The following is a 13,925-nucleotide window of genomic DNA, read 5'->3' as shown; positions in this document are numbered from 1 at the left end:
TTATTTCCTCTTGAGCTGGGCAATCATAGGGAAAGGCTCGGGCGCCACCCCACCACCAGGCGGATAGGGATTTGGCGCCTGATAGTCGGCGGCTACGGCGTTGTAATCGGCAGGGCCATATGCCGGGTCATCCTGAGCAACCACCATATAACGGCGATTCAGCCACAACAGATCGAACCGATAGACCCCATCCGATGCGCGGCTGTAGGTCTCGCCAACCAGCTCGCCATCCTGGGTAAAGCAGAGAACCCGGCGCCGCACTCCCATCCCGCTGATGGTCACCGTACTTTCAATAAACCCCTGCTCCACGTTGCGCACCCCATCGCGGATCCAGAAATAGTCCCGCCCCTTGCAGAGTGGGTATTGGGTCTGTTGCTGGAGGTTGACCGAGCCCGCATACATCAGCGGGTTGCCGCGCCAAGCCACATCTTGCGGCTGGAATTGGCTGCGCGGTTCCTGGTTGGCGGCAACAGCGGTAATGGTATGGCGATAAACCAGATAGGTGTATTCAACCAGCAACGGGGTGAACTCGGTGCCGATGGTGGCCAACGTCTGCCCAGGCTGTAGCTCTATCCAGATCCGGCTCTTTGGTGGGGCAATAAACTGCGATGAACGCACCAATACCTTGGTCTGGTAATAGCCAAACACCTGGCCATTGATGGCAGCCAGGCCCAGATAAGGGGCATCAGTGGCCCCCTCTGTCGTGACACCGCCCACCGTCAACTTGGCCACACCATTGAGGTAAGTCAGTTTGGCAACTACAGCCCCAGCCGCATCGAACAGCACTCCAGTCTGGCCAGGCAAGATGCTACGCGCCAAGACGTAGGCTGGTGAAGTGCCGGAAGCCACCAACCCAACCCCAGGTTGGTGGGCAATGGCAGCACCAGCAGGCACGATCAAATCCGGCTGCAAAGCGGCGTATTGCTCCACCGTCAAGGCCGCAAAGTCGCCATGAAACCCGGCAGGAGCACCAGCGATGCGCAGATAGGTTTCAGCTCGGCACCCGTTCGCGCTGGCATAGGTCTCATAAGAGCGCATATTGCTAAAGCGCAGGGTCGTCACCACCGCCATATTGCAGGTCAGGGTAAATGACTGGTTGCGATGCTGACCGCCATCATCGGTATAAATCAAGCTGGTTGGGGTAAAGGTCAGCTCGCCGTAGGTTCTCGGGTACTGATCACGTTGGCTGGCCTTGGTCAGGCTGGCAAGGCTTGGGCCGTACCATAGCCCGCTGCGATAGGTGCCATCTGTTCGGGTGCGAATGGCGGCGACCACATTGCCCGCCGCATCCAGAAACTCCAGATCCATATCGCACAGGTCGTTAGTCCAGCAGGCATTGGAGGCCCCAATCTTCAACCGGTATCCCAAGGGTTTAAAAGGGATAGACCCGTTCCACACGCCGGTATCAGCAGCACCGCTCTTGTTATAGGCATAACGGAACAACCCGATATCAGCGGTATCGTCAAACCAGTCTCCCCACTCGGCCCCGCTGGTTGCGTTTACATCATAGGCGGCGTCATAGGTAATGGTCTGGGCAGCCGATAGCATCAGCCACCCTTTTGACGGCAAAAAAGTGGCCATAACTTACCTCCAGGGGCCGGTGATATCGAACCCGATCAAGGAACGTGGATCGGCGTTGTAGACATTCACCTGATAGAGCCCACGAATGAAGCGCACCTTCTTGCCGGGCAGCGCAGGCAAATCACCAAAGTTTTTACGATGCCAAGCGGTGATATCACCGTATGGCACGACAAACCCCGGCATATACCCACGCAGATGGTTGCCGTTCTCCAGCACCATGCAGGGGTCGGTTGAGAGATAAAATCCGTTATCGGGGCCGTTTGGTACAGACAACCCCAGGCCGAAACGGGCAAACATGCCCTTGATCCACCATGATGTTGCGCCAAACAACTGATGATATGGGCGAGCAATCGCTCGTTGATCGGTGGTGTTGAACGTGGTGAGTGTTGTGCCCCAATAAGCGGTACCACTCGCATCCCGGTTACCCCAGTTTGACTCGTTGGCATTCGCCGCCGTAGTGAAGTAATGGCACAGGACGGCATGGTAACGGTCACCGGGTCTGACTGAGCGGATATAGCCAGTGCAATAGACGGTTTGATAGCTGTAGTTGCCAATACTCGGTAGCCAGTAAAAGAACTGGCTATCGCCTATCAGATCCCAGGTCTTTGCCGTATAGCGCTGGGTCGCAGGCCAACGATGGTCATAGATAGTGGTAAAGGTGTTGATATCCACCACATCCTCAACCATGGTGATCTTGGCCAGATAGGAGGCAAACCCATACTGGTTAGAGCCCGTCCATCCAGTGAATGCGCTGTTATCAATTCGCCACGATACATTGCCCGACTCACTGACATTGGTGGGACGCACGATAAAGATCTTCCCGTCCCCACTTTCATGGGTGATCGTCCAGCCCAGCGGCGCCACCTTCATGGTCATGGCTGCGCCAGAACCGGCAGCACCGGGGTTGCCGCCGTCAATCTCAAACCAGACCTGAGTGGCGGTGACCTGCATCACCCGATGCTCGCCGTTGTAGGCAGCAGGCGATACCCCCTCGACCTGGACAACTGAGTCTTGCAGATAGGCATGCCCACCGGTAAAGGTCGCCACCGCCCACCCCTTGGCCGTATCAAAAGCCAGCGCGTTGATGGTCAGGGTGCCAAAGCCGGTGACCAGCACCGCCTTGAGCAGCGCCGCCAGGGCGCCCTCTGCGGTATCGCCCAGGCTCGGGGCCCCCTGCATCTCGCTTGCAAACCATTTGACCTTGTATTCAGCCATTGCTTTTCTCTCCACGGGCAAGGCGCAACGCCTCACCGGTTAACGGTTGACGTTGCCCCTGAGCTGGGCCTCGAAACGGTCGGTATCTACCGCTGCCACCGACTGCAAGATGGTGCGAATAAACCAGATCGGGTAATTGGCGGCGTAGGTGTTGAAGCGCAGCACGTTGCCCGCAGCCCAACCGGCGCCCCAGCCACGCCGGTCAAGCCTGAAATAGGGCTGGCCGTTGTTGGGGTTGATGGGGGCAAAATCGGTATTCACGTCCCCCACCGCAATTTGGCCCACATGCTCGCCGACCAAAATAAACGTGGTGGTGGTCTGGAAGATGATGGCCCAGCGCTCTTGCAGGGTCGCCCGGTTGGTCACCACGATCGGGAAATCCGTATCGTTGTATTCCGCCGTGCAGGGGTCACCAATCAGAAAATCAGACCAGTTATTTGTCCAGGTGCGTTGGTCGAACAGCGCCCCATAGCGGGCCCACAGATCACCGATAATGAGGGCGCTGGATACCAGGGTATCCGCCGCCTCATAGTTGTGACTGAGGGGCCGAGCCAGGGTGATTCGGCCCGAGATCTCCACATCGGTGGCCAGGCTCATATCCTCAACCCGGTGAACCACGGTCAGCGGCTCCACATAGCCGGTCAGGTTCAGCGGGCTGGCCAAGGTCACCATCCCGCTGTTCATGTTGACGCTGTAGAGCTGCGGCGCCAGCTCCTTGCCGTTCTTGTCCTCCACCCGGCAATAGGCCAGCCGTTCCCGCCCGGTGTTGAGCTGCTGCCCGGCCTGCACCCCCATAGGGAAGGCGCTGCGCTTGGTGGAATGCACCACCACGATGTAACCCTTGCGAATGAAGGGCACCCGGCCATCAGATGGCAGGCGCACCGGATCCAGCTTGATGAGATCCGCATCGAGCGGCAGATAGCTATAGACCACCGCATTAAACCGGATGGTGTCAGCCACTACCGACAAGGGGCGCCAGATCTTGCCATCGACCACCATATCGGGGTCGTACCAGGGTTTGCCCTCGTTGCCCGCCGCCGTCACCAGGCGGCCAAATCGTACCGATACCACCCCGGTCTGATAGTCCACCTTGCCGCTCACATCCTGGCTGGTGATGGTGCCATCGCCGTTGGCGGTCACCTCGAACCGGCGACCGTCTGCGGTGTTGCCGCTCAGGTAGAGGCTGGATGGCGCAATGGGGGCCCCCGGCGTCCTGAATGTCACCTCGTCCACCGTCTGGGCCACCAGGCTGGTGACCAGCGAACTCAGGGTAGGCACGGGCGCCGCGCCAGGGTTCCAGACCGTGATGGTCGCCTTGCCGGTGGCGTAATCCAGTGTCCCGGCCTGCTCACCGGCCCCGGTGGCGGGGTCGATGTTGCGATAGAGGATCCCTTGCCTGTCCACATAGACAGACCCGCCCAGGGCAAAGCGCACTGAGTTGGCCAGGATCGCCTCGCCGTTGCGCGGGGTGATATCCAGCACCAGCGGGGTGGCTGTCACTGTGTCCTGACCAGCACTACTGGCGTTATTGCTGCGGTACTCCACCTCGACCCAACCACTGTCGTCCACCGGGAACAGGTAGGCGGCCTGCACGTAGTAGATCTCCACCAGTGTCCAGCGCTGGCGGGCAATGGTGTTGCCGTGGCCATCGCCATAGGTGCCGATGGTGCGCCACTCATAACGGGTTTTCGGAATGCCGCCCTGGCCATCCGGCTTGATGGTGATCTTGCCGGTGGTGTAGTTGACGGTGCCCCGTTCAACCCCTGCCGCATCCAGCAGCTTGCCCGCGCCGTTGTCGCGCACACTGATGATCGGGTCACGGGTAGCGATCACCAGTTCGGTATCGTCCTTCACATCCTCATAAAGGGCATTCCAGCGCAGCGAGACCATTCTTGGGGTCAGGTTCTGCTTGGTCAGCTGCAGGGTGATCGTCCCGTCCTGATTGCGGGCCGGGTAGTCAAAGCGTTGGGTGTCCGGGTCGCCGTACTGGTAAACAACCTGGTACTCCTGACCACCATCCGGCAGGGTTGCCACCCGCAGGGCCAGATCGCCGGTCACATAATTGATGGTGCCGGTGGCATCGCCGGTCAGCTGGCCCGCCCCGTTGTCGATGGCGGTTTTGGTCGCGCCACCGGCTTGCCAGGTCAGGGTCAGGCTGTTGGGGGTGATCCCCTCATGGGCCAGCTTATGGGTCAGCTGCACCGGATCCAGCACCATGCTGGCGCGGTTGAGGTAAGAGACCTTGGTGCCCCAGCTGAACATGATCGAGCTGTTCACATCCGACAGCGCCCCCAGGGTCAGCACCACAGAGCCGGTGGTGAAGTTGAGCAGGCCAGAGCCATAGGATTTGTCCTGGCCAAACAGCTCCCCGCGCCCGTTGTCTTTCAGGTCGTACCATTTGCCCTGGGCCAGATAGCTGACGGTCAGCGAACCGGGGCAAGGGGTGGGCAGCAGGGTCGCGGTGTAGGCATAGCCCCGGTTGTTGGCGGCAATCTGGATCTGGGCCGTGTCAGCGATGCGCGATGGCATCACTGCCGGGCGAAAGCTCACGGTTTTGCTGGCGGCGCCATAGTTCGGGCACTGGCTGTTGAAGGTCAGCAGGCCACGCCCGTAGTCGATAGCCCCCACCACGGTACCGACCAGGAACAGCTCGCCGCCCTTGTCGGTGATCACCGCCGCGCCGATGGTGACCGATACGCTGCCCGGCATGGCACCAATCCCCAGGAACAGCCCCTGACTGGGGCTGACCGGTGAGGTGGTGGTGAAGGTGTGGGGACTGCCCACCCCGGATTCCAGCAGGGCGCCCAGCTCACCGGCTGCGGTCAGATCCACCACCGGGGTTTCACTGCGAGCACTGGGTACCAGCTGGGTGAAAATAGTCTTGGCCTGCACCCGCATTGCACCCAGCGCCGCATCCGCGACCAGCTTGGTGGTCGAAAAATAGTTCGCGGCATCGGCCACCACGGTTTCCCGCAGGGTGGTCTTGGTGGTGGCCTGGTCATAAGGGCTGGGCTGCTCCCCTTCAAAGGTGTAGCGCAGCGGGTCAGTGATCACGCAGGTGACCACGTTGCGGGTGAACTCGCCCTGGTAGCCAGCCACCCCGAACTTGCGCAGCTCGGAGGTTACCCGGTCAACCCGCACATACTGCTCCACCTCGTTCCCCTTCCCTTCGTTGCCGACCAGTACCAGCACCTCCCCGACTTCCGGCAACCGCACCTCAATGCGTTGCAGGATGCGGATCGCCCGCTGCCCTTCCAGCTGGGTATCGTAGAGCACTCCCTGCCACTTCGGGCCTCGGGCCTGATAGCGTTCCAGGGTGTTGCGGGCGTTATCGCGGGTGTCGTTGTGGTCTTTGGTGGTCATCAGCGTCAGGTTGACGCTGGGGTCACTGGGCGGCAGCAGCACCATGGCATTGGCGCCATAGTAGGTGTCGGTGTCGTCCGTCTGCACCGCCAGAAACGCCTTGCGCATATTCACGGTGCCATAGGCCCTATCCATGTCGCTGACGTCAGGGAACAGGCTGTTATGGTTGCCGCTGATGATCTCGCGGCCAGTGATGCGACCACCGCCATCATCGGTATCAACCAGGCGCTGGCTGGCCAACAGCACGATATCGCCAGAGAGAATGGTCATGGGGTTACCTCAGTCAGATTCAGGGTCAGGGCATAGGGATCGCCCCCTTCCGGGTCGGCCATCTCGACCAGTGGGGTGGCCACCACACCAGGGCGGCGCCACACCACGGTGCGGGCCACGCCATCGAGCAGGGTCAACGTCATCAGCTGGGCCACCTGCGCCTCCAGCACCTTGAGCTCCTGCACCTTGGCGCGGGAACAATGCCCGCTCAGGGTCAGCGGTCGCCCCTCGGGTTTGGCGGTCTCCTCCACCAACAAGGCGCCACTCAAGGTCGGGGTCACCACCTGCTCGACCGGCGCCCACTCGAACTCGTCGCGCCAGACCAGATCATCTGGCAGCAGCACGCTGTTTAAGGTCACGTTCATTGGCGAAGTCCTTGCTGTTTAAGAAGGGATATCAGGGCATTCGCATTGGCCTCATCGGCCTGCAGTTCGGCCGAGCCCCCTGCCCCTTTGAGCTCTATTGTGATCCGCTCGGACAAGGGCCTGCGTGTTCCTGGGGAGTTGGGGCCGGGGGGAAATGGCGCGACAGCCGAAGCCGGTGGCTGAGCTGCGGCCTGATTGGTTTTGGCACTCTCTTTGGCCAACGCTTTGTTGAGCTCCTCTTTAAGGCGGGCCTGCATCGCCTCCATCTCCTTTTGGAACTTCTCGCCGTAATACTTGCTCCACTCGCTGTAGGCCGGAATATCCTTGACCTTCTGGCTGTAGCGGGCCAGCTCCTCCTCCACCCCGGCCAGGGTGTTGGCCAGCCCCTCGGCATTGCCGCGCAGGCTGTTGATATCCACGCTCTTGTAATAGAAAGAACCGGCGTTCACGGTGCGGGTGATATCGCCTCGACCACCGCCCCCGCCGCTACTGGTGAGGCTGGCATTCGTCTGCTTGGCTTCATCCTGTACCCCTTTAAGCCCCGCTCGCATCGCATCGGTGGCCCCTTTGGCCCGTGCGGCCGCTTCGTCAAAACCATCTCCAATAGCTGCCACTGCCTGCTTGGTATCGCCGCTCCCCCCTTTCACCTTGGCCATGGCATCGGCGGCGATGGCCATGGAGCGGGCCAGCGCATCCCCGGTGATCTTGCCCTGGGCGGCCAGTTGCTTCTGACGCGCGATCACCGCATCAATCTCGGCGGTGGTCTTGGCGCTGTTGTAGGCGGCGGCCAGCGCCTCCTCGATGGCGGCACTACTGGCACCCGTGTGCGCCACCAATACATCCAGGGCGCCGATGGTCTTCTGAAAGCCCGCACTGATACGGCCATTAGCTCGTTCAAAGTCCAGCCCCAACGCCTCAAACGCCTTGGCCAGCTTGGCCGGGCCATCGGCGGCGGTTTGCTTAGCCACCGCATTGATCTCGGCCAGATAATCACGGGTACTCTTGGCCTCATCCCCCAGCGCTTTAACGGCTGCAGCCCCTTGTCGCCAGCTCCCAGTGGCCTCGTCGTAATGCACCTTGCCCTCGGCGACCAGGCGATCGAGATCCGCCATGCTGGTGATGGCAAACCCCAGCTCCGTTGACAGGGCGGCAAACTGGCCATTGAGGCGGGCCTGAGTCTCGGAGCGCAGCCCTTGCGCCTCCCGGAGCGCCAGCTCAGCCTGCACCAGCTGACGCAGGGCAGAGGCGAACTGGGTGATCTGGATGATGGACTCGACCGCCATGGCGGCCAGTAGCCCCTTGACGGCAGCGCCCAGCCCCCTGACCCCAATGGCAGCACCGGCTGCAGCCGTGCCCGCTGTCGTCATGCCGCCTGCTGCTGTCGCGGTCGCCACAGGCATGGCAATAAATTGGGCATAGAGGCTGCGCAGATCACCCATCCAGCCCGCGATTTTCAGGCCGACCCAAGCCTGGGCCAGCACGGTCAGCGCGGTGCGCCACTCATAGAGGGTCTGGATCAGCGACTTGAGGGTTTCCCCCATGGAGATAAAACCATCGGAGAGGCGCTTGGCCCACTCCTGTAGGCGGCCATCCCTGGCCATCGCCTCAAATTCGGCATTAAGGTTCGCCAGCTGGTTTTTGAGCCAGGCCAGCGCCCCGTTCTCGGCCACCATCCGGTAAAACTTGGCGAGGTTGTCCTGGGCATTGGAGATAAGCCCGGAGAGCAGGCTCATGTTGTCGGCAGCGGCACCGCGCGATTGGGTGGCAATCTCGTTCATCAGGGCTGAGATGGTGTCGCGGCCCAGCTTGCCCGCCTCAGAGAGCTTCTGCAGCTCGGCAGTATTCTTGCCAGTCACCTGTTCCAGCATCTGCCAGACCGGCACGCCCCGCTCAATCAGCTGCAGGATCTCCTCCCCCTGCAGCTTCTGCTTGGCCCAAGCTTGGCCGAGCGCTAGGGAGATGCCCTGCACCTCTTCAAAACCGCCGCCCAACTTGAACGCCTGATCGACAATGCCCTGCATGGCCCCCGCCATGGGGTCGATGCCGAACGCCTTGAGGCGCACGAACACCTGGGTGACTTCACTGAGCTGCAGGGGGGTGTTCTTGGCAAAGTTCTGGATCCAGGCTGACGCCTCTTTGCCACCAGCAATCGACCCCATCACGGCCTTGAGCTGCACATCGAGGCGCTCGGCCTGATCGCCGGTCTGGAACATGGCGAGCAGTTGGGTCGTCAGAGTCTGAATACCGAACCAGGTACCCGCCAACGCCACCAGGCGGCCGGTCAGACTGCCGATGGCCCCTTGAAAACCACCGGCATGCTGACTGCTCTGGCTAAGCTCGCGCCCCAGCCGTTCGGTCTGGGCGACACTCCTGGTCAGCTCACGCTGCAGGCGCTGCTGTTCCTGGGCAAGATTCTTGGTATCGAGCCCGGACTGCTTGAGCCCTGCATGCAGGCGGGTATGACTGGCTGACTGAGAGACCAGCTGGCGCTCCAGCTGCTTGACCTCGGAGGCCAGCAACCGCTCTTGTTCGGCCAGCACCTTGACGCCACCGCTGCCAGCTTGCTGCTCGCGGCGCAACTGCTCCAGCTTGTCACGGCTGAGCACGGTCGCCAGTTCGAGCTGGGTCAGGGCGGCCTTTGAGTCATTGAACTGCTGGATCAGCGCCTGCTGGCGGCTTAACGATTCGAGGCTCTCGGCCAACTGCTCCGTTTCGGCAGCCGTCTCGTCCGAGATCGGGCCCAGCTCCTGCACCTCACTCGCCAACGCGGCCAGATCTTCCCGACCGGTGACCTTGGCCGCCAGCTCCAGGGCAAGTTTGAGGGTGGTTGAGGTGGACATGGGGCATTCCGATCAGATTCAGATATGCCCCATGGTAAAGTGATGGCAAAATAGGTGGGTTTATGATGAGTTACTCACATAGACCACCGGATTATGAATAGCACTCAATTGCTCGGTGTCAATCCATCCTCAAACAATTATGAATTTGCTAAATTTATGGCTAAACATTACATAAGCTTTCTCATTGCACCTGATGGCAAAGTCCCTCAAAACCTCAAAAACTCGATTAGACAGGTAGTAAATTCATCTGCTGGTTTTAGACAAAGCTGGTTAAAAGCAGAAAAAGCTGAAGCTTATGAGACAAGTCAGGAGGCATTTCAACACTTAGACTACATTCAGAATGAGTTGCTTAGACAACGCGATGCACTGAAACAAAATTCTGATACATGGCAGACATCTACTTTTTTTTCAAAACTGTCTGTTCCTGTTGGAAATATAATAAATAATGCAACATCATCTGACTATTCATGGTTTTTGAGCTTACCCCAAGATGAGGGGACGTTGCCTATAGGCAGGGATATTACTCAACTCACTCTCGAAAAAGCACTAAATAAACTCAAACATAGAGATACGGCTGCACTAAGGTTCTTGCTCCCCTCTGAAGAGGGACATTTCATTTATATATACACCAAAGCAGGGATGGGACAGCCTGATACCATTTCAGAAATTAATATCTCTCTGTTTTGCGATGCATGTAAAGCAGCCGCCGAATGCATATGAAAATCCTACTTTGTTCCAAAAAATACACTTTCAACTAGGAACATCTAAATCACAATTTAATTTAGTTGATATTCTCAATAACTCCTTGTGATGGTCTTCCTGTAGCCTCGTATAGGTCGCACCATCACTGACATCCCCACATAGAAAAGGGAAGCTAGGCCATATAATGGTTGCTGATCCACACATCTGACCATGCCGATATCCTAGCTTCCCTGTTTCCTACCATATCAAAGTATGGTTTATCGCACCAAAATTCAAAAACCTGTTCATTTATAAATCTTATATAGTTATATTGACAAGCTGTACTTACGAAAAACCAATACAATTTTAAAAAGAAGAGATGACGAAAATATTTTAAAAAAGAGGCTATGAATAGGATTTATATTAATTTCATTACCCATAATTGAAACATCCAATTTATGTGTTGGATCAATTACATATGCACTCAGGGATAACAGCTGACCTGGCGATTCATAATATCCTAAAAAAACCAGCACTAGTGGAACACCAAAGACAAGAATCGCAATTGGTCTAAATAAACTTGTCCCATGAACAGATATCAGTGATGATATTTTAAGCACCACCCAGTTGGAGAAGGTACTAATAAACTCTGACATTTTATTTTTATGGCTCATTTTTTCTATTTCAGGTAAAACTCGAGCTTGCCCCAATCCTATTAAGTCACAAACTATTGTCGTTAAATAACTAAAAAACAACATAAGCTTGCGATTTAATATATATAGGGTTGTGTCATACTCTTTTCTTCTAAAAAAATAGAAATTATCAACATCTTTATTTTTTTGACTAAGGCTCTTTAACTGTCTATAAACTGATTGCTTTTGTTCAGCTTCTAAAGAAGAATCTTTCCGATAATTAGCATGGCTAACTTCGATATTAAATGGCCAGCTTACCCCCTCAGTTAATAATTCATCTAGCTTGGTGTTTATAAAACTTACCTCAGTATTGGTTAAGTCACAATTTGAAATCACGAAGCAACTCATGAGCGATTGATAAAAAACCAAACTTTTTATCGATGAAAAACCTGCGTTTTTAATAAAAAACTGCGTAACTTTGTTGTCTGTCGCACCCGCTATTTGAAATTGTTCATATATCTTTGAGTTTTGCAAGTCAATATTTACACTTCGTAAACTATTGCTGCGTGCATCAAAGTATAGCGATCCTATATTACACTCTGAATTCAATGTTATTCCTTTGTAATCACCAACCAAATGCAAAGCCTTACTTTTTAACTGCCTAACTGTAACCGTACTTTGAGCACTTGATATAATGTTCACATCATCACGAACTGTGGCCCCATGTATGAACAGCTCATTTACAAAACCAAAACTTTTGATAGCGGTTGAAATTAATGAAAAAAACTCTAATCGATTAGATTTTGTATCTTTCAAAAAAGATATAACATCAAACCTGCTAAGCTCAAAACCTTCAGGGTAAGGTACTCTCCCGAAAGTAGGAGACGAATTAAATATTACCCTACTGTAAACCCCAGAGACCGAGACTCCTTTAAATTTATTCCCGTACTCAAACCTCAGCTCGGTGTCTTCATTTTCTGAGTATATTGTCAAATCTGATTCATTAGTACATAACACGAAACCAATATCAGATATTTGTTTTGGAATTTCAATTTTATCAATTGAAAGATGGCAATTAAATATTATTATTTTTGTCTCAGATGTTACGTCTTCAAAAATCTCTTTTGATGTTTTTATCGCCTTATAATCCAAAATAAATATATCATTCATTTTCATGTCTCATATTCACTCATGCTGAACATAATTCCATTTAGTAAAAATTAATTATAAATCAATTACTTGAAATTAAGTACATAATTGCATTCAGTATGCCTTTTCTCAGTGGTAAAGAAAACTATATTTCATTCATCGCTCAATAAGGAACGGCAGGTCTCCCCGCCGTTTCTATGCTCCCACCCCTTATACCGTCACAGGCCGATCCACATAGAAGGGGGCGGTCTCGCCATCCACGGCCAGCAACTCCCCTTCCAGCTCGATCTCGATGGGCTTGTCGCTCATAAAGTCCACTGCCTTCTTGGGGGACAAGCTGGCACGGGGCACCGTCAGTTTGATGGCCTCGCCGCTGACGATACTGCGGCCATCGAGCAGCAGCCGCGCCTTGATCTCTGGCTGGATGTTGCCCGCGATGCGGGTACCGGTCACCGCGTTATAGGTACCGCTGACCGTCAGGCTACCGCCATCGGCTACCGAGCTACCTTTCAACGCACGCACCAGCCCGAGCACATAGTTGACCTCGATATCGGTACCCACCACCAGCGCCTTGGCCCCTTCCTTGATGGCCAAGCCAGTCGAGGCAATATTGCTCTTGCCGAGCGGAGCCCACTTCGGCCAGGCGGGCAGAACGACCGGCAGATCAGTCAGCGTCCCGGCCCCCTGATTGATGGGGCTCTCCAGACCCATAAAGGCAGCGGCCAGCAGCACGGGCGGGATCTCGGTGGTCTTGATGGTGACCATGGCAGGCTTGGGAATGTGGTAGTTCTCCCGCGCCTGACCATACTGGCCCTTGCGCTTGCTGGGAATGGAGATCTTCTGGCTGTCGGGTTTCACTTCCAGGCTATCCACATCGATGGGGCCAATCACCCCGGCCGAGAGCCCGTTCACAAAGATCTCGATAAAAAGATCCCCTTCCAGGTGCAGTGTTTCGCTCATTATCGCTCTCCTTTGAATTTCACTCGGGTAGTAAAGGCAAGCGGCAAATAAGCCGCACCGCCGCTGTAACTGGGTTTGACCGGTGGGGTGACCCGGCGAAAGGTACTGTCACCACATGCTCGCCCACTGACAGCCTGCAGGATGCGGGCAAGCCACACTCCTACACTGACCTCCTTGGGGCTGGCACGATGCACCAGCACCAGCAACCAGAGCTGATCAAAGCTGCTGGCCCGGCCTGACTGGGTGCCTTCGCTCTCACGTTCGCCCTGATAAACCACATGCACCGCCGGACTGTGCTGGCCCAGATTGGCGATGGCCGCCACATCGGTGGCCACAAACACCTCCTTGAGCCCTTTCGTTTTCAGAGGGGCGAGCAGCTCACGCAGCCGCTCGCCCGCCAGCAGGTAGTCGAGTTCGGTACCAGACGGGTTGGCGGGTTGGCTCATAGAAAGCCCCCCTTATCACGCCCCTGACTCCGGCCAAAGACGCGCCCATCCGACTGCAGTTGAGCCAGGTTCTGGCTCTCCAGGGTGGCGCCATCGGATGCCAACCCCAGCGCCAGCTCCCCCTTGCCAACCGATTTCAGAAAGGCCAGGGCCGCCTCATTGCGCTTGGCTATCTGCTCCGGGGCCTGTTCACCATAGAGACGGTGACGGGCGATATCGGCGCAGATAGGTACCAGGGCACTCGGGATATGGGCCAGCGGCAAGGGATAGCGACCCGCCAGATAGCCATCGATCAAGGCGCCTGCATCCTGCAGGGCGAGGCGCAAGGCCACCTCGTCCAGCTCGCCGGTCGGCGTCATGGCCAGGCGCAGCAACTCGGCCTCGCCAAAGCGGATCACCATGTCATTGGCGCTGGCATACATA

General features: G+C 56.3%; 10 protein-coding genes. 1 reads left to right on the top strand and 9 read right to left on the bottom strand.

Translation table 11 applies throughout. The features are described from left to right. The 5 genes from CK627_RS12895 to CK627_RS12875 are packed head-to-tail and all read right to left on the bottom strand — an operon-like array spanning window position 1 to window position 9,634. Window positions 1–1,581, bottom strand: a complete 1,581-nt coding sequence (locus CK627_RS12895) for a hypothetical protein (RefSeq protein ID WP_095592530.1) — start codon at window positions 1,579–1,581, stop codon at window positions 1–3. 3 nt (window positions 1,582–1,584) lie between these two features. Beyond that, complete coding sequence (locus CK627_RS12890) at window positions 1,585–2,796, bottom strand: hypothetical protein (protein WP_095592529.1); 1,212 nt, start codon at window positions 2,794–2,796, stop codon at window positions 1,585–1,587. A gap of 39 nt (window positions 2,797–2,835) precedes the next feature. Then, on the bottom strand, window positions 2,836–6,429 hold the full coding sequence (locus CK627_RS12885; protein ID WP_095592528.1) for a curculin (mannose-binding) lectin protein: 3,594 nt from the start codon (window positions 6,427–6,429) through the stop codon (window positions 2,836–2,838). Next, entirely contained in the window at window positions 6,426–6,794 is a 369-nt protein-coding gene (locus tag CK627_RS12880; RefSeq protein WP_095592527.1) for a hypothetical protein, read from the bottom strand. The genes CK627_RS12885 and CK627_RS12880 overlap by 4 nt, the downstream gene beginning before the upstream one ends. Beyond that, window positions 6,791–9,634, bottom strand: a complete 2,844-nt coding sequence (locus CK627_RS12875; protein ID WP_095592526.1) for a tape measure protein — start codon at window positions 9,632–9,634, stop codon at window positions 6,791–6,793. The genes CK627_RS12880 and CK627_RS12875 overlap by 4 nt, the downstream gene beginning before the upstream one ends. Window positions 9,635–9,727: 93 nt before the next feature. On the opposite strand from CK627_RS12875, the gene CK627_RS22610 reads away from it, so the two are divergent. After that, entirely contained in the window at window positions 9,728–10,354 is a 627-nt protein-coding gene (locus CK627_RS22610; protein WP_157737178.1) for a hypothetical protein, read from the top strand. A gap of 287 nt (window positions 10,355–10,641) precedes the next feature. On the opposite strand, the gene CK627_RS22605 is transcribed toward CK627_RS22610, so the two are convergent. The 4 genes from CK627_RS22605 to CK627_RS12860 form a co-directional block, all read right to left on the bottom strand. Then, a complete protein-coding gene (locus tag CK627_RS22605) occupies window positions 10,642–12,123 on the bottom strand; it encodes a hypothetical protein (protein WP_157737177.1) in 1,482 nt (493 codons plus the stop codon). Window positions 12,124–12,306: 183 nt separating this feature from the next. After that, window positions 12,307–13,056 carry a phage tail tube protein gene (locus CK627_RS12870; RefSeq protein WP_095592525.1) on the bottom strand — a complete coding sequence of 250 codons (750 nt, stop codon included), beginning with the start codon at window positions 13,054–13,056 and terminating at the stop codon, window positions 12,307–12,309. After that, window positions 13,056–13,502 (bottom strand): phage tail terminator protein, encoded by a 447-nt coding sequence (locus tag CK627_RS12865; protein ID WP_095592524.1) that lies wholly within the window; start codon window positions 13,500–13,502, stop codon window positions 13,056–13,058. Before CK627_RS12865 ends, CK627_RS12870 begins: the two co-directional genes overlap by 1 nt. Then, window positions 13,499–13,924 (bottom strand): gp436 family protein, encoded by a 426-nt coding sequence (locus CK627_RS12860; protein WP_095592523.1) that lies wholly within the window; start codon window positions 13,922–13,924, stop codon window positions 13,499–13,501. Before CK627_RS12860 ends, CK627_RS12865 begins: the two co-directional genes overlap by 4 nt. Window position 13,925 lies beyond the last annotated feature (1 nt).

It is taken from the genome of Aeromonas dhakensis (assembly GCF_002285935.1).
Classification (GTDB): Bacteria; Pseudomonadota; Gammaproteobacteria; order Enterobacterales; family Aeromonadaceae; genus Aeromonas; species Aeromonas dhakensis.
This window is presented reverse-complemented; position numbering and strand designations above follow the sequence as displayed.

Excerpts from the sequence above, each read along its gene's own strand:
- CK627_RS12895 (WP_095592530.1), bottom strand. The coding sequence starts at position 1,581 with ATGGCCACTTTTTTGCCGTCAAAAGGGTGGCTGATGCTATCGGCTGCC.
- CK627_RS12890 (WP_095592529.1), bottom strand. The coding sequence starts at position 2,796 with ATGGCTGAATACAAGGTCAAATGGTTTGCAAGCGAGATGCAGGGGGCC.
- CK627_RS12885 (WP_095592528.1), bottom strand. The coding sequence starts at position 6,429 with ATGACCATTCTCTCTGGCGATATCGTGCTGTTGGCCAGCCAGCGCCTG.
- CK627_RS12880 (WP_095592527.1), bottom strand. The coding sequence starts at position 6,794 with ATGAACGTGACCTTAAACAGCGTGCTGCTGCCAGATGATCTGGTCTGG.
- CK627_RS12875 (WP_095592526.1), bottom strand. The coding sequence starts at position 9,634 with ATGTCCACCTCAACCACCCTCAAACTTGCCCTGGAGCTGGCGGCCAAG.
- CK627_RS22610 (WP_157737178.1), top strand. The coding sequence starts at position 9,728 with ATGAATAGCACTCAATTGCTCGGTGTCAATCCATCCTCAAACAATTAT.
- CK627_RS22605 (WP_157737177.1), bottom strand. The coding sequence starts at position 12,123 with ATGAAAATGAATGATATATTTATTTTGGATTATAAGGCGATAAAAACA.
- CK627_RS12870 (WP_095592525.1), bottom strand. The coding sequence starts at position 13,056 with ATGAGCGAAACACTGCACCTGGAAGGGGATCTTTTTATCGAGATCTTT.
- CK627_RS12865 (WP_095592524.1), bottom strand. The coding sequence starts at position 13,502 with ATGAGCCAACCCGCCAACCCGTCTGGTACCGAACTCGACTACCTGCTG.
- CK627_RS12860 (WP_095592523.1), bottom strand. The coding sequence starts at position 13,924 with ATGTATGCCAGCGCCAATGACATGGTGATCCGCTTTGGCGAGGCCGAG.